Source organism: Nocardia terrae (assembly GCF_009760405.1).
In the GTDB taxonomy this organism is placed as follows: Bacteria; Actinomycetota; Actinomycetes; order Mycobacteriales; family Mycobacteriaceae; genus Nocardia; species Nocardia terrae.
Genome location: NZ_WRPP01000002.1, coordinates 923,589 through 943,729, shown reverse-complemented (window position 1 = coordinate 943,729; position 20,141 = coordinate 923,589). Strand labels below are relative to the sequence as shown.

23 protein-coding genes are annotated in these 20,141 nt (G+C 68.1%); 8 read left to right on the top strand and 15 right to left on the bottom strand.

From position 1 onward, the window contains the following. Position 1: 1 nt before the first annotated feature. The 4 genes from GPX89_RS14315 to GPX89_RS14300 all read right to left on the bottom strand — a co-directional run bounded on the left by GPX89_RS14315 (position 2) and on the right by GPX89_RS14300 (position 2,829). Positions 2-1,213, bottom strand: coding sequence for an FAD-dependent oxidoreductase (locus GPX89_RS14315; protein ID WP_328601811.1), 1,212 nt, complete (start codon positions 1,211-1,213; stop codon positions 2-4). 182 nt (positions 1,214-1,395) lie between these two features. Then, positions 1,396-1,908, bottom strand: coding sequence for a peptide-methionine (S)-S-oxide reductase MsrA (msrA, locus tag GPX89_RS14310; protein WP_328601810.1), 513 nt, complete (start codon positions 1,906-1,908; stop codon positions 1,396-1,398). Beyond that, positions 1,905-2,360 (bottom strand): peptide-methionine (R)-S-oxide reductase MsrB, encoded by a 456-nt coding sequence (msrB, locus tag GPX89_RS14305; RefSeq protein ID WP_328601809.1) that lies wholly within the window; start codon positions 2,358-2,360, stop codon positions 1,905-1,907. The genes msrA and msrB overlap by 4 nt, the downstream gene beginning before the upstream one ends. Before the next feature lie 94 nt (positions 2,361-2,454). Then, positions 2,455-2,829 carry a MerR family transcriptional regulator gene (locus tag GPX89_RS14300; RefSeq protein WP_328601808.1) on the bottom strand — a complete coding sequence of 125 codons (375 nt, stop codon included), beginning with the start codon at positions 2,827-2,829 and terminating at the stop codon, positions 2,455-2,457. A 61-nt stretch (positions 2,830-2,890) separates the two neighbouring features. Here GPX89_RS14300 and GPX89_RS14295 point away from each other — a divergent pair, with 61 nt between their 5' ends. Beyond that, positions 2,891-4,108 (top strand): MFS transporter, encoded by a 1,218-nt coding sequence (locus tag GPX89_RS14295; RefSeq protein WP_157387904.1) that lies wholly within the window; start codon positions 2,891-2,893, stop codon positions 4,106-4,108. Next, positions 4,077-4,769, top strand: a complete 693-nt coding sequence (locus GPX89_RS14290) for a hypothetical protein (protein ID WP_198347432.1) — start codon at positions 4,077-4,079, stop codon at positions 4,767-4,769. The genes GPX89_RS14295 and GPX89_RS14290 overlap by 32 nt, the downstream gene beginning before the upstream one ends. 24 nt (positions 4,770-4,793) lie before the next feature. On the opposite strand, the gene GPX89_RS14285 is transcribed toward GPX89_RS14290, so the two are convergent. The 9 genes from GPX89_RS14285 to GPX89_RS14245 form a co-directional block, all read right to left on the bottom strand. Further along, positions 4,794-5,510: a hypothetical protein gene (locus GPX89_RS14285; protein ID WP_157387903.1), complete on the bottom strand. Its 717-nt coding sequence runs from the start codon at positions 5,508-5,510 to the stop codon at positions 4,794-4,796. 82 nt (positions 5,511-5,592) lie between these two features. Continuing rightward, positions 5,593-5,826, bottom strand: a complete 234-nt coding sequence (locus GPX89_RS14280; protein ID WP_157387902.1) for a hypothetical protein — start codon at positions 5,824-5,826, stop codon at positions 5,593-5,595. Between the two features lie 10 nt (positions 5,827-5,836). Further along, the gene (locus GPX89_RS14275) at positions 5,837-6,844 is read right to left on the bottom strand and encodes a ferrochelatase (RefSeq protein ID WP_235947365.1); all 1,008 of its coding nucleotides are present in this window, start codon (positions 6,842-6,844) and stop codon (positions 5,837-5,839) included. A gap of 106 nt (positions 6,845-6,950) precedes the next feature. Continuing rightward, positions 6,951-7,790 (bottom strand): NADH-dependent enoyl-ACP reductase InhA, encoded by an 840-nt coding sequence (gene inhA / locus GPX89_RS14270; RefSeq protein ID WP_157387901.1) that lies wholly within the window; start codon positions 7,788-7,790, stop codon positions 6,951-6,953. 70 nt (positions 7,791-7,860) lie between these two features. Beyond that, on the bottom strand, positions 7,861-8,580 hold the full coding sequence (gene fabG1 / locus GPX89_RS14265; protein WP_157387900.1) for a 3-oxoacyl-ACP reductase FabG1: 720 nt from the start codon (positions 8,578-8,580) through the stop codon (positions 7,861-7,863). Between the two features lie 49 nt (positions 8,581-8,629). Continuing rightward, positions 8,630-9,640, bottom strand: coding sequence for a VWA domain-containing protein (locus tag GPX89_RS14260; protein ID WP_157387899.1), 1,011 nt, complete (start codon positions 9,638-9,640; stop codon positions 8,630-8,632). Positions 9,641-9,651: 11 nt separating this feature from the next. Then, the gene (locus GPX89_RS14255; protein ID WP_328601806.1) at positions 9,652-10,626 is read right to left on the bottom strand and encodes a DUF58 domain-containing protein; all 975 of its coding nucleotides are present in this window, start codon (positions 10,624-10,626) and stop codon (positions 9,652-9,654) included. Positions 10,627-10,652: 26 nt separating this feature from the next. Beyond that, a complete protein-coding gene (locus GPX89_RS14250) occupies positions 10,653-11,879 on the bottom strand; it encodes an AAA family ATPase (protein WP_157387898.1) in 1,227 nt (408 codons plus the stop codon). Positions 11,880-11,995: 116 nt separating this feature from the next. Then, positions 11,996-12,844, bottom strand: a complete 849-nt coding sequence (locus GPX89_RS14245) for a helix-turn-helix domain-containing protein (protein WP_328601805.1) — start codon at positions 12,842-12,844, stop codon at positions 11,996-11,998. Between the two features lie 102 nt (positions 12,845-12,946). On the opposite strand from GPX89_RS14245, the gene GPX89_RS14240 reads away from it, so the two are divergent. Then, positions 12,947-13,555: a cysteine hydrolase family protein gene (locus tag GPX89_RS14240; protein WP_157387897.1), complete on the top strand. Its 609-nt coding sequence runs from the start codon at positions 12,947-12,949 to the stop codon at positions 13,553-13,555. Beyond that, the gene (locus GPX89_RS14235; RefSeq protein WP_198347431.1) at positions 13,552-14,208 is read left to right on the top strand and encodes a trimeric intracellular cation channel family protein; all 657 of its coding nucleotides are present in this window, start codon (positions 13,552-13,554) and stop codon (positions 14,206-14,208) included. The genes GPX89_RS14240 and GPX89_RS14235 overlap by 4 nt, the downstream gene beginning before the upstream one ends. Here the strand turns inward: GPX89_RS14235 and GPX89_RS14230 are convergent. Then, entirely contained in the window at positions 14,156-14,806 is a 651-nt protein-coding gene (locus GPX89_RS14230; RefSeq protein ID WP_328601804.1) for an NAD(P)H-binding protein, read from the bottom strand. The genes GPX89_RS14235 and GPX89_RS14230 overlap by 53 nt on opposite strands. 301 nt (positions 14,807-15,107) lie before the next feature. On the opposite strand from GPX89_RS14230, the gene GPX89_RS14225 reads away from it, so the two are divergent. Next, positions 15,108-15,524 carry an NUDIX hydrolase gene (locus GPX89_RS14225; RefSeq protein ID WP_157387895.1) on the top strand — a complete coding sequence of 139 codons (417 nt, stop codon included), beginning with the start codon at positions 15,108-15,110 and terminating at the stop codon, positions 15,522-15,524. 24 nt (positions 15,525-15,548) lie between these two features. Continuing rightward, positions 15,549-16,901 carry an FAD-binding oxidoreductase gene (locus GPX89_RS14220; RefSeq protein WP_157387894.1) on the top strand — a complete coding sequence of 451 codons (1,353 nt, stop codon included), beginning with the start codon at positions 15,549-15,551 and terminating at the stop codon, positions 16,899-16,901. On the opposite strand, the gene GPX89_RS14215 is transcribed toward GPX89_RS14220, so the two are convergent. Next, positions 16,892-17,818 carry a LysR family transcriptional regulator gene (locus GPX89_RS14215; RefSeq protein ID WP_198347430.1) on the bottom strand — a complete coding sequence of 309 codons (927 nt, stop codon included), beginning with the start codon at positions 17,816-17,818 and terminating at the stop codon, positions 16,892-16,894. The two genes, GPX89_RS14220 and GPX89_RS14215, sit on opposite strands and share 10 nt — an antisense overlap. 92 nt (positions 17,819-17,910) lie before the next feature. Between GPX89_RS14215 and mqo the strand changes: the two genes are divergently transcribed. After that, positions 17,911-19,362, top strand: a complete 1,452-nt coding sequence (gene mqo, locus GPX89_RS14210) for a malate dehydrogenase (quinone) (RefSeq protein WP_157387893.1) — start codon at positions 17,911-17,913, stop codon at positions 19,360-19,362. After that, positions 19,359-20,138 (top strand): alpha/beta fold hydrolase, encoded by a 780-nt coding sequence (locus tag GPX89_RS14205; RefSeq protein ID WP_157387892.1) that lies wholly within the window; start codon positions 19,359-19,361, stop codon positions 20,136-20,138. Before mqo ends, GPX89_RS14205 begins: the two co-directional genes overlap by 4 nt. Positions 20,139-20,141: the final 3 nt, after the last annotated feature.

Below are 20,141 nucleotides of genomic sequence, written 5' to 3'. Positions count from 1 at the left end.
GTTAAACGACCGGCTGATCCCAGTCGATGACGAAGCGGTGGACCGGGCCGAACATCTTCTCCGGCTGCAGGAAGGTGCGGGTGGCGATCGGCATGATCAGGCCGAACAGGGTCTTGGCGATCGGGCCGGAGGTCTTGCCGTTGTTGGTCTTGGCGGCATTGTCGGAGATCTCCTCGACGCGCGGGCGGCGCAGGCGCTCGTAGGCCGCGAAAGCCGCTGCCGGGTCGGCGATGTCGCGCAGGCAGCGGGCCAGCTCGATGGCGGATTCGATGGCCAGTGAGGCGCCCTGACCCGAACTCGAGGAGGGGGCGTGCACGGCGTCGCCGAGCAGGACGACGCGGCCGCGGAACCAGTTGGGCACGTGCGGCATTCGCTCCATCGGGCCGGTGACGATCATCTCGTCCACACTGGTCTCGGCGAAGAGCCGCTCGCCCGGGGTGTCGCCGAGGTGGGCGGCGCGCAGCTTGTCCAGCCACTGCTCGGCGGGGACGGCCCTGGCCTCGGCCAGGGTCATGGGCTCGGCCTGCGGGTAGTTGCTGAAGAAGACGTGCTTGCCGTCGGGCTGACGCCAGTAGCCGTAAAAGGCGCGCTTGCCGAAGGCGAAGTGCATGGCCTCGATATCACCCTTGCCGCCGTCGGAAAGTCTTCCGTCGGGGGTGAATTCGCCGAAGCCGAAGCTCATCAGGCCGGTGTATTCGGGGCCGGGGGCCTGCGGGTCGATGAGGGTGCGGACGGTCGAGTGGATGCCGTCCGCGCCGATGAGGATGTCGCCTTCGGCGGTGGTGCCGTCGGCGAAGCGCGCCATAACGCCGGTCGCGGTCTGCTCGATGTCGACCAGCCGTTTGCCGTGCTCGATGGTGATGCCGTTGGCGAGTGCGTGGTCGTGCAGCACCCGGAACAGGTCCGCGCGCAGCATGGTGCAGCTCGGCGGCAGCCCGGGCAGGGCGTCCACCCGCATGAGCTGTTTGCCCTTGCCGGTCTCCATCACCATGCTGTGCAGCGGGTGCCCGGCCGACTGAACCAGCTTGTCCGCGCCGATGATGCTCAGTGCCGCAAGGCCGTTGGGCGCGACGGTGAGCATCGCGCCCGCGTCGGTGGCCGCGCTCTCGTATGCCTCGAACACCGTCGATTCGATGCCCGCCCGCTGAAGTGCCAGCGCCGCAACCGGTCCCGCGATGCCGCCGCCGATGATCAACGCCTTCTCGATGCTCACAACTACTGCCCTCCGAGTCTGTTCGATCGCCCTCGCGATCACGAGAGCAATAGTATCCAGAGGACTAGTTTCCTCGCAACTAGTTTCTTTCAGACGGGTCAATGGCAACGGCGGGTCTTCCCGGGACGAACCCGGGGAGACCCGCCGTCACAGCGGTCGCCGACTACCGCGGCGGTCCGGAGCTACTGCGCGGTCTCGCGCTTGGGCAGCTTCCAGCCCGGACGCGGGAAGTGGCAGGTGTAGCCGTTCGGGTAGCGCACCAGGTAGTCCTGATGCTCCGGCTCGGCATCCCAGAACGCGCTCGCCGGGGTCACCTCGGTGACCACCTTGCCCGGCCACAGGCCCGAGGCGTCCACATCGGCGATGGTGTCCTCGGCGACCCGCTTCTGCTCGTCATCGAGATAGAAGATGGCCGACCGGTAGCTCGTGCCGATGTCGTTGCCCTGCCGATCCTTGGTGCTCGGATCGTGGATCTGGAAGAAGAACTCCAGCAGCGCACGGTAATCCGTCAGCGCCGGGTCGTATTCGATCTCCACGGCCTCCGCGTGCCCGGGGTGGTTGCGGTAGGTCGGATGGTCATTGCGGCCACCGGTGTAACCGACCCGGGTCGAAACCACTCCGGGCTGCCGCCGGATCAGATCCTGCATGCCCCAGAAACATCCGCCGGCCAGAATCGCCTTGCGCGTGTCGGTCACGCTTCCTCCTTCGTGAACAGGGACTTGTACTGTCCGTAACCCTCGGCCTCGAGATCGTCGAGGTGAATGAACCTGAGTGCGGCGGAGTTGATGCAGTACCGCAGCCCGCCCGCCTCGCGTGGCCCGTCGGGGAAGACGTGCCCGAGATGGCTGTCACCGTGGGTCGAACGCACCTCGGTCCGAATCATCAGATGACTCAGATCCCGCTTCTCCAGCACATTCGACGCCTCGATCGGCTTGGTGAAGCTCGGCCACCCCGACCCGCTCTCGAACTTGTCCGTCGACGCGAACAGCGGCTCACCCGAGACGACGTCCACGTAGATCCCGGGCTCATGGTTGTCCCAGTACTCCCCGGTGAACGCCCGCTCGGTCCCGTTCTCCTGCGTGACGTGGTACTGCTCGGGCGACAGCGCGGCCAGAGCCGCCGGATTCCGGTTGTACTCCCTTGTCACATGACCTCCTTTATCGGCCTCAGCTACAACCCGCCCACTCCGGCGGAAAGTCCTCCCGAACCCCCGCGTCACACTTCGGTCATCAATTCCCACCCTAGGCCGGACGCGACGGCGCCTCCGGCCGGACGACGGGGCCGTCCGGATCGAGGAGCTGGTCGAGCATGGATCGTGCGGAACGGATGCGATCGATATCGGTGGTCATTCGTTCGCGCTCGCGCAGCAGGCGATCGCGGCAGCCGTCCAACAGCGGGCCATCGCCGGCGGCGCAGGCGAGGATGTCGGCGATGAGGTCCATGCCGAGTCCCGCGGCGAGCAGGGTCTGGATGTGAGCGACGGTGTCGATCGCGGCGTCGTCGAAGATCCGGTAGCCCGCGGGCGTGCGGCGTGGCGTCAGCGCGCCCTTCTCCTCGTAGTAGCGCAGGGCGCGCACGCTGACACCGGTGCGATGGGACAGCTCACCGATCTGCACTGGCTCTCCCGCGTGTCGCCGACTTGACCCTCACGTTGACGTGAGCCTTTAGCGTACCGGCATGTTCGTGACAGTGGTCTTGATGTTCTGCGTATTCGGTGTCACCACAGGGGAATTCGTGGTGGCGGGGATTCTGCCCGAGGTGGCCGGGGATCTCGGGGTTCCGGTCGGTTCCGCGGGGCTGGTGGTTACCGCCTATGCCGTGGGGATGATCGTCGGTGGTCCGCTGCTCACCGCCGCGACGGCCGCGGTGGACCGCAAGCGCCTGATGCTCGTCCTGCTCGCGGTCGCGGGCATCGGAAATCTGGCGTCGGCGTGTGCATCCGGTTTGCACTGGCTGCTCGCCGCTCGGGTTGTCACCGCGCTGGTCACGTCGACGTTCTTCGCTCAGGCGGTCGTGGTCGCGGTGCGCTCGGCGCCGCCGGGGCGAACGGGGACCGCGGTAGCCAGGCTGGCGTTCGGCATGAATCTGGCCATGATCCTGGGCGCGCCGCTGGGCACCGCGATCGGTCACCAGTGGGGTTGGCGGACGACCTTCGCGACGGTCGGCGTCGTGTGCCTCATCGGCGCGGGGCTGGTGGCGCTGGGGATCCCCGCATCGAGCGAGGAGGCGCACGGGTCGGCGCTCGCCGAATTGCGAGTGCTTTCCCGTCGGCCGGTGCTGCGGGCCCTGGCTCTCACGGCGATCGGCAATATCGGGGTCCTGATGGTGTACATCTACCTCGCGCCGCTGCTCACCCAGGTTGCCGCCTACCCGCAGGCTGGTCTGCCGATTCTGTTGCTCGGCTACGGAATCGGCGCGACGCTGGGGAATCTCGTGGGCGGCACGCTCTATGACCGGAATCCGCGGCTGTGGCAGCCGACGCTGCTCGGTCTGCTCGCCCTCACCCTCGCCGGAGCCTGGCTGCCGGCCCGCAATTCGCTACCGGCCGCGCTGGCGGTGGTGGCGATCGGCGCACTGGGATTCGCGGTCGTTCCAGGGACGCAGGCCCGGGTCATGCGGACCGCCGCCGACGCACCGACGCTGTCCATGGCGGTCAATGCCTCCGCGTATCAGATCGCGGCGGCCGGTGCGGGCCTGCTCGGCGGGGCCATCGCCGATTCCGGATCCGGCCCGCGCCCGATCTATCTCGTGGCGGCCGCACTCACCGGCTGCGCTGCCCTGCTCACGATCCTCGTCTCACGCCCATCGACGCACCGGTCCGGGTGGCGCGGTCCGCGACCCCTCAGCGGGCATACTCACTCGCGTGAGCACGCCTGGGAACGAGACCGACGATGATCAGGTGCCCGCGTGGGCGCGGCGCACGGCCGGGGAATCGCGGTGGGCGGCAACAGCGGCGATCATCGGAATCCTGGTCGTGCAGTACTTCCTGCCCAAGCAGTTCGAGGCGGGGCCGCGGTGGCTGGTTCCGGGGATCGGGCTGTTGTTGCTCATCGTCCTGATGGTCGCCAGCCCGATCCGGCTCGATCACGAGGAAATGTGGCTGCGCCGGTTCAGCCTGCTGCTGATGGCCGTGCTGGGATTCGGCCTGGTGTGGTCGGTGTACCACCTGGTCCTGGGCCTACTCAACGGCACGGTCAGCGACAACCCGGCCGGGCTGCTCAGCTCCGGCGGCGCGATTTGGCTGACCAATGTGCTCGTATTCGCGCTCTGGTACTGGGAACTGGACCGCGGTGGCCCCGCCGCCCGCGCCCACGCCCGCAAGCCCTACCCCGACTTCCTCTGGGTGCAGATGCAGAACCCGAACCTCACCGACCCCGAATGGGAGCCGCAATTCCCGGACTACCTGTACCTGTCCTTCACCAACGCAACGGCATTCAGCCCCACCGACGTGATGCCCATGTCCCGCTGGGCCAAGACCCTGATGATGGGGCAATCCGGGGTCTCCCTCATCACCGTCAGCCTGGTCATCGCCCGCGCGGTGAACGTGCTGAAATGACGTGGGGTTCGGCCATGGCGGCCGTCAACTCACGATGGACACATCACTCACGAGCCAGCGGTCATCGGATTGCTGTTCCAGCGAGACCGTCACCGTCGTGATTCGAGGCTCGGAATCGGGCTGCGCATTGTTCGACACCGTTTGTTTCATCGCGACGAGCACCTGTGCCTTGTGGTCGCCGACCGACACCACGCCACAGTGGTTCTCGATAACCTTGCTGCGGACCTTCTGCGACTCGACGGTGCTCTTCATGGTGGCGGCGGTGTCGGAATAGGTCTTCTTGAATCCGCCGGTGCTGGCATCCAGAAGCGCCGCGTTGTTCCGGTCGAAATTCGTGTAGTCGTAGGACCCGAACTTCGTCATGAAATCGCAGGCGGCGTCCTGCGCGGCCTTGGAGTCCGCATCGGCCGACGGTTTGTCCCGCTGGCCCGCGTACAGCACGAATCCCGTCACCGTCCCGGCGATACCGAGCACGGCGAGAATACTTGCGATGCACGCGATCACGAGCGGGACCGCCGAACGACGGGCGGGCAACGGCTGCTGCGGCTGGTACGCCGGAACATATTGCGGCGGCTGATACTGGGGCGCGAAACCGGGTTGCGCCGGGAAATACGGCGCGGCGGGAGCGGGAACCGGCGGCGCGCCGACCGGAATCGGCGGCGCCTGCGGGGGAATCGACGCGGCTTCGGGCGAAGTCGGCTGCGAATCCGCAGGACTCGGCTGCTGGTCGGGCGTGGTCATGGGTCCCCCTCTGTCGAACGTGCCCCGCGATGCTATCCGCTGATTCGAACCGGTCGGGTTGCGACCGGTTCTCGCGAAACCGTCAGCGGTTGAACCACATGTCGGCGACGACCATGAGGACGGCGATGCCGACGAAGGCGGCGGCGAAGCCGATGGATTGGCCGATGGTGCCGACGATTCCGGCCGTGAGGAACAGGGTCAGCACGGGGGCCCAGACGAACATGTCGGGCGGGCCGAAGGTGCGCTTCTTGCGGGCGGGGGCGCTGCTCGAGGCGGGCTGACGTCGCTGCTGGGTGGCGCGGGCGGGGTTGGTCACCTGGGCGACACTACAATTCGCTCGCGGTTCGCGCGACTTCGGGACGGCGTGGCGGCAGCGCGCAGCAGCCCACGGCGCAGGGCGCGCCGTTGCGGGTGCAGCCCAGCGACGTCATGTCGCTCAGGCGGGACGGGGCTGCGGCGGAACGGTATTCGGCGACCAGCTCGGCGACCAGCTGCGCGAAGCGCGGGTCGGGGCCGGGGGTCGCCGCGCGCGCGAAGGCCATACCCAGTTCGGCCGCACGGTCTTTCGCCTCGTTGTCGAGATCCCAGATGACCTCGAGGTGGTCGGAGACGAAACCGACGGGGCACACCACGACCGCGTCCACACCCTGCTCGGCGAGAGCGTCGAGGTGGTCGACGATGTCGGGGTCCAGCCACGGGATCTGCGGCGGGCCCGAACGCGACTGCCACACCAGGTCGTAGTCGTCGAATCCGGTTGCGGCGGCGCACAGCCGGGCCGCCTCGGCGACCTGGCGGCTGTAGAGATGTTCCTCGGTGGTCGGACCGGAGGCCACGTCCGCCGACACCGGGATCGAGTGCGCCGTGAAGACCAAGCGCGCGGATTCCTGCTTGTCGGCGGGCAATTCGGCCACCGCGGCGCGAATATTGTCCGCGAAGGCGGCGATGAACAGCGGGTGATCGAAGTACTGGCGCAGCTTCACCAGATCGGGCGCGTCGGTCACGGCGGCCCGGGCGCGGGTGATGTCCTCCTGGTACTGCAGGCAGCCCGAGTAGCCGCCCCACGCCGAGGTCGGGAACACCAGCGCCGAACGGATCCCGTCGGCGCGCATCCGCTCCACGGTCTCCTCGACCATGGGATGCCAGTTGCGGTTGCCGAAGTACACCGGCAGATCGACACCGCGCGAGGCGAATTCGGCCTCGATCGCCTTGATGATGTCGAGGTTGAGCGCGTTGATCGGCGACACCCCGCCGAAGTGCAGATAGTGCTGCGCGACCTCGGCGAGGCGTTCGGGCGGGATCCCCCGGCCCCGAGTGACGTTCTCCAGGAACGGCATCACGTCCTCGGGGCGCTCGGGACCGCCGAAGGACAGCAGTAGCAGGGCATCCACTTCATGAGCCGTGGGCTCCGCAGCCACTGCTCTCCTCCTTATATCTCGTGAATCAGTTGGCGCCGAAGCCGTCGGCCGGGAACCAGGTGTTGTGGCTGGCGCCGCCGTCGACGTAGATGATCGATCCGGTGGTGCCCGGCAGCCAGTCCGACAGCAGGGTGACCACGGACTTGGCGACCACGGTCGGGTCGTCGACGTCCCAGCCGATCGGGGACGCGCCGTCCCAGTAGGTGTTGAGCATGTTCAGCTGCTTGGCGTCATCGGTCGCGGTGCCCGCGATAGCCTTGGCGGCGAGGGTCTTGATCGGGCCCGCGGCGATCAGGTTGGAGCGAACCCTCTTGGCCTCGCCCACCTCTCGCGCCACGTACCGGTTCACCGACTCGAGCGCGGCCTTGGCCACACCCATCCAGTTGTAGTACGGCATCGCGGTGCGCGGATCGAAGTCCATGCCCACGATCGAGCCGCCCTCGTTCATGACCGGCAGCACGGCGCGGGCCAGCGAGGCGTAGGACCAGGCCGAGATCTCGAACGCCTTGGCGGCGTCGGCGCCCGGACCGTCCAGGAACGGCAGGGCCTCGGGGCCCATCAGGGTGCGCGGCGCGAACGCGATCGAGTGCAGCACACCGTCGATGCCCTCGGGGGCCAGCTCGCGGACCTTGTCGGCCAGCTCGGCGAGGTTCTCCTCATTGGTCACGTCCAGGCCGATGGCCGGGGGGACCTCCTGCGGCAGGCGCTTGGCGATGCGGTCGATGAGCCGCAGGCGCTCCGGGATGCCGGTGATGATCACCTTCGCGCCCTGCTCCTGCGCGACCGCGGCCGCGTGGAAGGCGATGGACGAGTCGGTGATGATGCCGGTGATGAGGACGGTTTTGCCGTCGAGCAATCCAGCCATGGGGTGGTCGGTTCTCCTCGTTATCAGAATGCTGGGGGCTTGGCGATCGGGTGGAGCCTGAGCGGAAGGCTCAGTGGCCCATGCCCATTCCGCCGTCGACGGGGATGATCGCGCCGGAGATGTAGGAGGCGTCGTCGGAGACCAGGAAGCTGATCGCGGCCGCGACGTCCTCGGCCTGGCCGATGCGGCCCGCCGGGATGAACTCGAGGACGTTCTTGCGCATCTCCTCGGTCATGTCCTCGCGGGTCATGTCCGTGTCGATCAGGCCGGGCGCCACCACGTTCGCGGTGATGTTGCGCTTGCCGACCTCGCGGGTGATGGCGCGGGCCATACCGATCAGACCGGACTTCGAGGCCGCGTAGCTGACCTGCGCGGGCGAGCCCATCTGGCCGACGACCGAGCCGAGGAACACGATGCGACCGAAGCGGTTCTTGAGCATATTGCGGTTGGCGCGCTGGGCGACTCGCCACGCACCGGTGAGGTTGGCGTCGATGACCTTGGAGAACGAATCCTCGGTCATGCGCATCAGCAGCGTGTTGTCCACGATGCCCGCGTTGGCGACGACGACCTCGACCGGACCCTGGTGCGCCTCCACCTCGGAGAACGCGCGATCGACCGATTCGCTATCGGTCACATCGCATTTCACGCCGAAAAGACCCTCGGGAACGCCGGACCCACGATGCGTCACGGCGACCTTGTGTCCGTCGGCGAGCAGGCGCTGGGCGACCGCGAGACCGATGCCGCGGTTACCGCCGGTCACCAGTACCGACCGGGATGTGATGTTCGACATAAGGGGAAACCTATCTGTTCGTGTTCGGGACTCGGCGCGCGGTACCGATTTACGGCAGACGCTGACGATAGAGCAGCGCGGCGACCAGCCCCATGGCGGTCACCACCAACCCCGCCAGCACCCACGGCCGGGACGCGTCCGCGATGGTCTTCTCGTAGCCGATCTGCTCTTCCAGATGGCCGTACACATTCTTGAGTTCCTCCAGCGTGGAGGCCGTGAAGAACTCTCCGCCGGACAGTTTCGCGATCTCGCGCAGCGAGTCGTCGTCGACGGGGACGCGCACGCGCTGCGAGCCCTTGCCGTCCTGATCCGGGATCTCGACGGTGCCCCAGGTGGTGCCGAACGAAATCGTCGACACCGGAACGCCTTTCTCCTTCGCCAGACGCGCGGCGGTGAAGCCGTGGCGGGGATTCTCGACATCCTTGTCGTCCGGAACGGTCTGCTTACCGTCGGACATCATCACGATCTGGGCCGGCGGCGGCTTCTCCGCGCCACCGAGCACCGAGGCCAGGGTGTCGATGGATTGCAGCGCGGTCAGAATGCCCTCACCGGTGGCGGTGCGCTCGGCCAGCTTCATATTGTCGATGGCCGCCTTCACCGCTTCGCGGTTGGTGGTCGGCGACACCTGCACCGAGGCGGTGCCGGCGAAGGTGACCAGACCCAGGTTGATACCGGGGGTGAGGTTGTCGGCGAATTCCTTGGCGGCCTTCTTGGCCACCTGAATTCGACTGGGCGGCACGTCGGTCGCCTCCATCGACAGCGACACGTCGATCACCAGGATCACCGTGGCACGGTTGCGCGGCACCTTCTTGGCCGCGGTCGGACCGGCGGCGGCGAAGGTCAGGAAGATCAGCCCGATCAGCGTGATCGCCACCGGCACATGCCGCCACGCGCGCGGCTGGCGCGGGGCCACCTTCTCGAGCATCTCCATATTGGAGAAGCGCAGCACGTGCTTGCGGCGGCGCTGCTGCATCAGCACGTAGGTCAGTGCCGCGAGCCCGATCACCACCAGGAAGGCCAGCCACGCCTCATGCGTGAAATTCGAAAGGCTGAAGGTCAAATCGCCAATAGTCACTGCCGCGGCACCCGTCCGGCATTCGGGGCGCCGAAGGTGTGGCGCCGGGTGGACACGAATCGGACCACGTCCGAGATCCAGTCGCGATCGGTGCGCAGGGTCATCACCGGCGCACCGCAACTGCGCAACGCGCCCTCGACCTGCTCGCGATGGCGTTGCGCCGCGCGCGCGAAATCGGCACGGAGCGTGGGGGTCACACTGAATTCACGGGTCCGGCCCGACTCCGGGTCGTGCAGGACCACATCCCCGACATCGGGTAGTTCCAGATCGCGCGGGTCGAGGATCTCGACGCCGAGCAGATCATGGCGGCCGGAGATGGCGCGCAGCGAACGCTGCCAGTCGATATCGCCGAGGAAGTCGGAGATGACCACGGCCAGACCGCGTTTGCGCTGCGGACGACGCAGGGCCTCGATGGCGCCCTGCAGATCGCCGCGCACGCCGTCGGGCGCGTGCGGGGTGGTGGCGATCTTGCGCAGCATGGACTGCTCGTGCACCCGGCCGCTGCGGGCCGGAATGCGGATCAGCTGCTGGCCGTTGGCCACCACCGCGCCGATGCGGTTGCCGCCGCCGCTGGTCAGATGCGTGACCGCGGCCGCCGCGGCGACCACCAGATCCCGCTTCTCGCACAGCGCGGTGCCGAAGTCCAGACTCGCGGACAGGTCGATGACCAGCCACGTCTCGAGTTCGCGGTCGGCGATCATCTGGCGCACGTGCGGATGGGTGGTGCGGGCGGTGACCGACCAATCCATCTGCCGCACATCGTCGCCCGGCTGGTACATGCGGGCGTCGCCGGGTTCGGAGCCGGGTCCGGGGATCAGGCCCAGGTGGTCACCGTGCAGGACGCCGTCCAGGCGGCGGCGCACGGTGAGTTCGAGCGTCTTCAACGCCGCGGTCAACCGGGGGTCGGTCAACTGCCCCTGCCGGAACGAGGGCGGGGCGTGCGTGGAGTCGCTGGGGGGTGAGATCGTCACGGGCGCAATCGATTCCGAGACCGGCCTCACTTCGCCTGCGGCTGACCGGGGACTCCCGGCGCATGACCGTTCGGGGGCTGCGGAATACCCTGCGGCGGCTGCGGAACACCACCGACCGGAGCCATCTGCTGCTGGCCGCCGTGCGGGCCCATCACCGGCGGCTGAGCCGGGGCGGGCATCGGCGCGGCGGGCGCACCGGCGGGCATGTTGGCCTGGGCGGCGACCTGCGGCAGGCCGACGGTCTGCAGCACGCGCTTGATCACGTCGTCGGGGCTGACCTCGTCGGCCAGGGCGTCATAAGACAGCACCAAGCGGTGGCGCAGCACATCCGGGATCACCTCGACCACGTCCTGCGGGACCACATAGTCGCGGCCGCGGATCAGCGCGACCGCGCGGGCGGCGGCGATGATGCCCAGCGAGGCACGCGGGGAGGCGCCGTAGGAGATCCACCCGGCCACGTCCTGCATGCCGAAGTCGGCGGGCTTGCGGGTCGCGGCGATCACGCGGACCACGTAGTCGACCAGCGCATGGTGGACGAAGGTATTGGCGGCCACGCCCTGCAGGCGGACCAGTTCCTCCGGGTCGAGAATGCGCTTGGCCTCCGGCGGGGTGACGCCCATCCGGTAGATGATCTCGCGCTCCTCCTCGACCGAGGGGTAGTCCACGACGACCTTGAACAGGAAGCGGTCGCGCTGCGCCTCGGGCAGCGGGTACACGCCCTCCGACTCGATCGGGTTCTGGGTCGCCATGACCAGGAACGGGTTCGGCATCGGGTAGGTCTTGCCGCCGATGGACACGTGCCGCTCGGCCATCACCTCGAGCAGCGCGGACTGCACCTTGGCGGGCGCGCGGTTGATCTCGTCGGCGAGCACGAAGTTCGCGACCACCGGGCCCAGCTCGGTGTCGAACTCCTCGCGGCCCTGCCGGTAGATGCGGGTACCGACGAGGTCGGTGGGCACCAGGTCGGGGGTGAACTGGACGCGGGAGAAGCTGCCGCCCACCACCTTCGCGAAGGTCTCCACGGCCAGGGTCTTGGCGATACCCGGCACGCCCTCCAGCAGTACGTGTCCCTTGGCGAGTACTCCGACCAACAGCCGCTCGACCAGTCGATCCTGACCGACGATCACCCGTTTGACTTCGTAGATCGCCTTTTCCAGGGTCTGGACATCGCGCTCGAGGGTGTTCGAAGCCGAGGGCGGCGCATCCTTCACCGTGCTTACCCCGCTCACACCATCAGTCGAAGTCACCAACATCCCCGCTTTCGCCTTGGTCCTGTGCGTTCGGACCCAACTATTCCAGGTATCCGCCGTAATTGCCGCACCCGGTTGCGATCGGCGCGCGAATTTCGGCTCTGAAATGTGGGTTTCAGCTATTTCCCGGCCGGATCGGCGTCGCGGTGCGTGAGTTCGCGCAGGGCCGCCGCCGAGGGTGTGCCGGGTTCGGCGCTGTAGAGGACCAGGGCGCGCACGCCCGGGTCGGCGGGCAGATTCAGGAATTCGAAGTCCAGGTGGAGTTCGCCGACACGCGGGTGGTCGAGGTGGTAGCGGCCGTGCGAAATATCAGCGACATCGTGGGTCTCCCACATGTAGCGGAACTGGTCGCTGGCCGCGGTCATGGTGGCGACGAGTGCGTGCAGGGCGGTGTCGTCGGGGCGGGCGCTGGCGCGCAGGCGCAGGTAGGTGACGACGCGGCGGGCCATCTCCGGCCAGGTGGGGGCGGTGACGCGGCGGACCCTGTCGTTGAGAAAGATCAGGTGCGCCCAGGTGCGTTCGGCATCGGGGATCGCCGCGAAGTCGACATCGAAGATCGCTGCGGCGGCCCGGTTCCAGGCCAGGATGTTGGTGTGGTGGCCGACCACGTAGGCGGGGTTGGGGTCCACCGCGGCCACCAATTGCTGCAGGCCAGGACGGATCCGCGGCGAGTCCGGGACGTCGTGTGCGGGCGGGTGCGCGAGATTGTGCAGGTGGCGGTGCTCGTCCGGGTCCAGGCGCAGGGCCCTGGCAACGGCGTCGATGACCGAGTCGGAGACATTGTCGAGGCGGCCGCGTTCGAAGCGGATGTAATAGTCGACGCTGATACCGGCCAGTTGGGCGAGTTCCTCGCGCCGCAGGCCCGGAACACGGCGACGGGTGCCGTAGACGGTGAGCCCGACGTCCTCCGGTCGCAGGCGGGCGCGGCGCGAGCGCAGGAATGCGCCGATCTGCGAGGTCTCTTCCACGACCGGACATCTTATGGGGGTTCTGGCAAACCTCGGTTCGGGCGATACCGGGGACGAATGCGGCACTGGTCCGCGAGCGCGGGCACGCCGAGGCTGATTCGCATGAAGCGCGCGTTGATCGTGATCGATGTCCAGAACGAGTACGTGATCGGGAATCTGCCCATCGCCTATCCCCCGCTCGATATCAGCCTGGCGAATATCGCCGCGGCCATGGACGCGGCGACGGCGGCCGGAATACCGGTGATTCTGGTTCAGCAGGCCGCACCCGAGTCCGCACCGATCTTCGCCAGGGACAGCGCGGGTTTCGCGCTGCATCCGACGGTGACCGAGCGGCCGCACGATCTGTTGATCGAGAAGACGCTGCCGTCGAGCTTCACCGGCACCGGATTGGGCGAGTGGCTCGCCGAGCACGGCGTCGACACCGTGGCGATCTGCGGCTACATGACCCAGAACTGCGACGAGTCGACCGCACGCGACGCGGTGCACCGGGGGCTGGCGGTGGAATTCCTCTCCGATGCGACGGGCACGCTCGCCCTGGGCAACAGGGCCGGATCGATCGAGGCCAAGCAGCTGCACGAGGCGGTACTGGTCGTCATGCAGTCCCGGTTCGCGGCGGTGGCGACCACCGCGGAATGGATCGAATCCGTAACCGTCGGAACCGAACTCGAACGTTCCGGGATCTTCGCCAGCACGCGCGCGGCCCGGCCGTGACCGGACTGCTCCACATCCCAACCGGTCTCGACCTTTCGGCGGTCGCCGTCGGCGCGCTCGGCGGCGCGGTCACCGCTACCCGCCGCGCGGCGTCCGAGGGCATCGACGTGATCGGGGTGATGGTCATCGGTATCGCGACCGGCCTGGGCGGCAGCATGCTGCGCGATGTCGCCCTCGCCCGCACACCCGCCGCACTGCGCGGCGACGGCTACCTCCTCACCGCCATGGCCGCAGCGGGCATCGGAATGATGTTCGCGCACTTGCTGGTCCGCGCCGCGACTCTGATCGCGCTCACGGACGCAGCGGCACTGGGCCTGTACCTCGTCCTCGGCATCACCAAGGCCCAACTGGCCGGCCTCTCCCCGACCGGCGCGGTACTGGTCGGCATTCTCGCCTGCACCGGCGGCGGCGTCCTACGCGACCTGCTGCTCGGCGACCCGGTCGCCCTGGTACGCATCGGATCCTGGTACGTCACAGCAGCTTTGGGCGCAGCGGGCGTCTTCCTACTGTGCCAGCCACATCTCGAGCTGACCATCGCCACAATCGCGACGGTCCTGACCGCCTTCGCGCTCCGCGCCGCCGCCCTGCGCTGGGCATGGTTCAGCCCAGCAGCCGGTCGACGGCTTCCTCGACGGGTGTCGGTCCGTCGGTGAGTTCGATGATGACGCGGTTCAGGGCGGGGCGGCGGAGGGCGGCGTCGAGGAAGGCGGCTACGTTGTCGCGGCGGATGTCGCCGTATTCGATCGCCAATCCTGCTGTGACCAGGCCGTTTCCGGGCTCGTCGCGGAGGGTTCCGGGGCGGACGATGAGCCAGTCGAGATCGGTGCCGGCCAGGAAGACGTCGGCGGTTTTCTTGACGCGCATGTAGTGCTCGAAGCCGGGGGTGGTCTCGCGGTCGCGTCCCGCGTCGGGGAACACCGATACGAGGACGAACCGTGACACACCGGCTTGCCGGGCCGCCTCGGCGGCCTTCTCGAGGCCCTTGCCGTCGATCAGGGTGGTCTGGTCGACGCCGGTGCCGTGGGCGCCGGCGGAGAACACGATGACGTCGTGGCCGCGGAATTTCGCGGCCAGTTGCTCGACGGTGTCGGAGATGAGGTCGCCGACCAGCGGCGTCGCGCCGGTGGCGGCGATGACGTCGGCCTGTTCGGGATTGCGGTGCATGCCGGTGACGTGGTCACCGCGCGCGGTCAGCAGCATGGACAGCCGGCGTCCGATGCCGCCGGCGGCGCCGATCTGGAAAACCTTCACCGGCAACTCCTTCGGGCTTGGTTTTCGGGCCCGCCCCGGAAAACCTAGGGAACCACGAAACCGCAGGCTATCAGGCTTGCCGATAGCCTTTGCGGACGCTGCGGCGCACGGGGGCCAGAAAGTTTCCGGAGTGCGGATCGGTTCGGTGGAGATGCGTCTAATCTTGCCGATGTGTCTGCCCTCGGCGGTTTCTCCGCCGGTAGCGTTATCGGTATCGGTCGACGGTGTCCGGTGATACGGGATGTGGTGTGCAGTGTGGGATTTCGAGGTTTCGCCCCGGCAATCGATAGGCGAGACGGTGATGGAAGAACTTCGGGCGCGGGCGGCCGCGGACGGAGTGGCACTACGGGTCGGAGTGGTGATCGAACACAATGACGCGGTGCTGATGCTCGAGCACGAGGAGCACGCGGAGGGCCGCAGTCCGCTGCACCTACCCGGGACGGTCGTGCGGCCCGGCGAGTCGCTGGCCGGTGCGGTCGTACGCGCCGTGCGCGAGGAGACCGGGTTGAGCGTGGTCGACATCGTGCGCCACCTCGGCAGCTTCGACTACCTCTCCGGGGCCGGAAAACCGGTCCGCAGAGAGCATTTCGCGGTCGAGGTGGGCGACGCGGGACCGGTGCGGGTGACCAACTACGCCGACTACCGCTGGGTGCCCCTGTCGGGCGAGCTGCCCGTCACCCCCTCGATTCGCCGTATCCTCATGAACTACAGGCAGTAGCCACCTGAGAGCTCGGAGGACCCCATGCTCGAGATCGACACTCGACCGGTGGTCCTCGACCAGTACACGATCGACGAAACCGGGCGTTCCGGGCGACGGCCGCGAGGGGTCGTGTATCCGAGCGGGGTCGAGGACGTGGTGAGCGTCGTCGAATGGGCGCGGGAGAACGGGACTCCGATCATCGCGCGCGGAGCGGGGACCAGCCTCGAGGGGCATCTGCTCGCACGTGGTGACGAGCTGATCGTGGATCTGTCGCAGGCGAATACGATCCTCGGGATCGCGCCCGAGGACTTCACCGCCACCGTGCAGCCCGGGGTCACCCGGACCCAGCTCAATGCGGCCGCGGCCGAGTACGGATTGCAGTTCACGGTGGATCCCGGCGCCGATGCGTCGCTCGGGGGCATGGCGGCCACCAATGCCAGCGGCACCACCACGGTCCGCTACGGCGGGATGCGCGCCAATGTGCTCGCGCTGCAAGCGGTGTTCGCCGACGGCACGGTGAGCCGACTCGGGCGGGCGGTGCGGAAGTCGTCGAGCGGATACGACCTGAAGGATCTGCTCATCGGGTCCGCGGGCACCCTGGGGCTCATCACCGAGCTGACCGTGCGGCTGCATCCGATCCCGGAATGGATTCACTCGCTGCGGATCTCGTTCCCCACCGTCGCCGAGGCGGTGGACACCGCGGTCGAGATGCTCGGGCTGGCGCTGCCGGTGAGCCGCCTCGAACTGGTGGACGCGCCGAGCATGGCGGCCATCAACGCCTTCCGCGGAACCGCCTACGCGGAGTCCCCGGCACTGTTCGTGGACATCGAATCCAGCTCGGCCGCCGCGGTTACCGCGAACGAGCAGGAGATTCAACGGATCGCGCACGCGCACAACGCGATCGATGTGACGACGGCCCGCACCCATGGCGACCGGCACGCGCTCTGGGAGGATCGGCACAACCTCTATTTCGCCGTCAAGGCCGCCAATCCCGGCCGCCAGTTCCTCATCACCGACACCGCGGTCCCCTATTCGCGGATCGCCGCAGCGGTCGACACCGCCACCCGCCTGGGCACCGAACTGGGCCTGAACATCACCGTCGCCGGTCACATCGGCGACGGCAACGTGCACACCATCGTCCCCTACAACGAGGACGAATACGCGGGCGCGCAGGTGTTCTCGGATCTCGTGGTGCGCCACGCCCTCGAGGTCGGCGGCACCGCCACCGGCGAGCACGGCATCGGCTTGACCAAGAAGAAGTATCTGCGCGAGGAACACGGCTCGGGCGTCGACCTCATGCTGGCCGTCAAACGCGCCCTCGACCCGTTCGGGCTGTTCAACCCCGGCAAGGTCCTCGACGTCGAGTCCGAGGACGCGGACCCGAGCTACTCCTGAGCCGACAGCCGCGCCCGGTCGAGGTAGGACATGGCGTGGGACGCAACATGATCGCGCAGGCGGGCCACGGCCGGGGTGGGGCGGTGGTTACCCGAGATCAGGCCGATGCTGCGTTCGCGCTCGCCGGTCAAGGCGACGCGGGTGAGGCCGGGGTGCGGGAGTTCGGGGGCGGGGAGGACGGCGATGCCGAGGTTCTGGGCCACCAGGGCGCGCAGGGTTTCGAATTCGGTGATCTCGAAGCCGACCTGCGGAGTGAATCCGGCGGTGGCGCACCAGGAGTCGAAGAGGCGGCGCAGGTGGTAGGTCGGGGGGTTGGCGATGAACGGCTCGGCGGCGAGATCGGCGAGATCGACTTCGGTTCGGGTGGCGAGCGGATGGTTGCTCGCGACGTAGAGGTGGATTCGCTGGAATCCCAGGATGATCGTCGGCAGGTCGTCGGGGGCGGGGATGCTGACGGCCAGGTCCAGGCGGCCCTCGCGGACCATGTCGACCAGGGCGGTGCCGTGGGCCTGCACCAGGTGCAGCCGGATTCGCGGTGCGCCCGCGTGGAAGTCGGCCAGTAGCGAGGGGATGCTGACCGGTCCCAGGCTGAACGGGAAGCCGAAGCGGACCAGGCCGCTGTCCGGGTCGGCGTCGCTGCGTACGAGGTCGACGGCGTCGCCGAGGGCTCGGACCAGGCCGCGGGTGCGGTCATGGAGTTCCTGTCCGGCGGCGGTCAGGGCCACGCGGCGACCGACCGGTTGGAACAGCTTCACTCCGACCGCCTGCTCGACCGCTTTCAAGCGTCGGCTCAGCGAGGACTGCGGCACCCCGAGCCGCTGGGCCGCGCGTGTGATGTGCCCCTCCTCCGCGGCCGCGTCGAAGGCCGCGAGCAGCGGAATCAGCGCCTCCACCTGGGACGGGGACAATTCATCCATACTTGGATCATAAATGCACGGAATGAACATTGGACGGATGAATCCGTGCGGCGTGACGATGACAGATATCAGGAGCCAAGGAGGTCGATCCGATGGAATCCCATACATCTAGCAACGAATCCCCCGCACGGACGGAAATTCTCGATGTCGTCCTGATCGGTGGCGGCATCATGTCGGCCACCCTCGGGGCACTGATCGCCGCACTGCAACCCGATTGGTCGATGGCGCTGCTCGAACGGCTCGACCGGGTCGCGGCGGAGAGTTCGGATCCGTGGAACAACGCGGGTACGGGCCATTCGGGTTTCTGCGAGCTCAACTACATGCCGGACGCGTCCGATCCGGGCAAAGCGGCGGAGATCGCGTCCATGTTCGCGCTCTCGCGACGGTTCTGGGCCGGTCTCGCCGACCGGGGTGCGCTCGCCGACACCGACTTCGTCACCGCGACACCGCATATGGATGTGGTGTTCGGCGAGCGGGATGTCGCGTATCTGCGACAGCGGTTCGAGACGCTGCGGGCATTGCCCGCGTTCGCGGCCATGGAATACAGCGAAGACCCGGCCGTGATCGCGGGCTGGGCTCCTCTGCTGATGGCGGGTCGCGCCGCGGGCGAGCCGGTCGCGGCCACCCGGTACGAGGCGGGCACAGACGTCGATTTCGGGTCGCTCACGGGCAAATTGGTCGACAGCATGACCGCGGCCGGCGGCCAGGTGCTCACCGGCCGCGAGGTGACCGGGTTGCGCCGCGACGCCGACGGCGTCTGGACGGTCACCGGCCGCGACCGGAACACGCGGGAGCGCTTCACCGTTCGCGCCCGCTTCGTGTTCGTCGGGGCGGGCGGGTACGCGCTGAAACTGTTGCAGAAGGCGCGCATTCCCGAGGTGCGCGGCTACGGGGTCTTCCCCGTCGGCGCGCAATTCCTGCGCACCGACAACCCCGAGGTCGTGGCCCGCCACGAGGCGAAGGTCTACAGCCAGGCCCCGGTCGGCGCTCCCCCGATGTCGGTGCCGCACATGGACAAGCGCGTCGTCGAGGGCGAAGCGTCGCTGCTGTTCGGCCCCTACGCGACCTTCAGTACCCGGCTGCTCAAGCACGGCAGGCTCAGCGACCTGTTCACCACCCTGCGTCCGACGAACATCGTGCCCTTGATCGCCGCCGGATTGCAGAACCTGCCGCTGGTCGGCTATCTGATCCGCGAACTGCTCTCCAGCCATCGCCGCAAATTCGCTCAGCTGCAACGCTTCTACCCCGAGGCCGATCCTGCCGACTGGTATCTGGTGCAGGCCGGACAGCGTGCCCAGCTCGTCAAACCCGACCCGCGACGCCTGGGCGTGCTGACCATGGGAACCGAGCTCGTCACCGGCGCGGACGGCACCATCGCGGGCTTGCTCGGCGCATCGCCGGGAGCCTCGACCGCGCCCGCCATCATGCTCGACCTGCTGAATCGATGCTTCCCACAACACCATTCACGGTGGGCTCCCGCCCTCCAGCAGCTGATGCCCGACGCAAGCGCCACGCAAGAGCCGACTGTCAAGCTCGCGGTATGACGCAACGCACCGACACTGTCACCTCGGCGGACGGAACCCGCATCGTCTTCCACACTCGCGGGGAAGGTCCGCCGCTGGTGATCGTTCACGGCGCGCTCGTCACCACCGGCAACTATGACGACCTGGCCGAGCTGCTGGCCCCCGACTACCGCGTCGTCGTGATCGAACGCCGCGATTACGGCCCCAGCGGAAACGGCCCGCGCCCCGCCCGATTCAGCACCCAGGCCACCGATCTCGCCGCCGTCCTCGCCACCCTCGGCGAACCCGCTTTCGTCTTCGGCCACTCGGCAGGCGGCCTGGTCACCCTGCACGCCATGCACCGGGACCCCTCGATGGTCCGCCGCCTGGCCCTCTACGAACCCCCGGTTGTTCTCGCCGGTCCCCCACTGGCCCCGACCCTCGCCACCATCCGCACCCTCGTCGCCGACGACCGGCCCGCGGACGCGATCGTCGAATTCTTCACCGCCATCATGGATTCCGTCATCCCCGACGAACATCTCCGCCCCCTCGCCGACGGTCTCGCCTTCCGAGCCCCTGGCCTCGTCGCCGACCTCGAATGCCTGACCGCCATGGACCCCGACATCTCCCCGTGGTCCGCGATCACCCTCCCGACGCTTCTGCTGTCCGGCGAACTCACCGACTCCTACGGCACGAAAAGCGTCGAACTCCTCCAATCCACACTCCCCCGGGCCCATTCCCTCGTGTTGCCCGGCCAATACCACAACCCCGAGGATCCCGCGCCGGTAGCCGCGGCCCTGCGCGAGTGCTTCCGCTGAACC

Excerpts from the sequence above, each read along its gene's own strand:
- GPX89_RS14295 (WP_157387904.1), top strand. The coding sequence starts at position 2,891 with ATGTTCGTGACAGTGGTCTTGATGTTCTGCGTATTCGGTGTCACCACA.
- GPX89_RS14285 (WP_157387903.1), bottom strand. The coding sequence starts at position 5,510 with ATGACCACGCCCGACCAGCAGCCGAGTCCTGCGGATTCGCAGCCGACT.
- GPX89_RS14275 (WP_235947365.1), bottom strand. The coding sequence starts at position 6,844 with ATGCCGTTCCTGGAGAACGTCACTCGGGGCCGGGGGATCCCGCCCGAA.
- inhA (WP_157387901.1), bottom strand. The coding sequence starts at position 7,790 with ATGGCTGGATTGCTCGACGGCAAAACCGTCCTCATCACCGGCATCATC.
- fabG1 (WP_157387900.1), bottom strand. The coding sequence starts at position 8,580 with ATGTCGAACATCACATCCCGGTCGGTACTGGTGACCGGCGGTAACCGC.
- GPX89_RS14250 (WP_157387898.1), bottom strand. The coding sequence starts at position 11,879 with ATGTTGGTGACTTCGACTGATGGTGTGAGCGGGGTAAGCACGGTGAAG.
- GPX89_RS14240 (WP_157387897.1), top strand. The coding sequence starts at position 12,947 with ATGAAGCGCGCGTTGATCGTGATCGATGTCCAGAACGAGTACGTGATC.
- GPX89_RS14225 (WP_157387895.1), top strand. The coding sequence starts at position 15,108 with ATGGAAGAACTTCGGGCGCGGGCGGCCGCGGACGGAGTGGCACTACGG.
- GPX89_RS14220 (WP_157387894.1), top strand. The coding sequence starts at position 15,549 with ATGCTCGAGATCGACACTCGACCGGTGGTCCTCGACCAGTACACGATC.
- GPX89_RS14215 (WP_198347430.1), bottom strand. The coding sequence starts at position 17,818 with ATGGATGAATTGTCCCCGTCCCAGGTGGAGGCGCTGATTCCGCTGCTC.
- mqo (WP_157387893.1), top strand. The coding sequence starts at position 17,911 with ATGGAATCCCATACATCTAGCAACGAATCCCCCGCACGGACGGAAATT.
- GPX89_RS14205 (WP_157387892.1), top strand. The coding sequence starts at position 19,359 with ATGACGCAACGCACCGACACTGTCACCTCGGCGGACGGAACCCGCATC.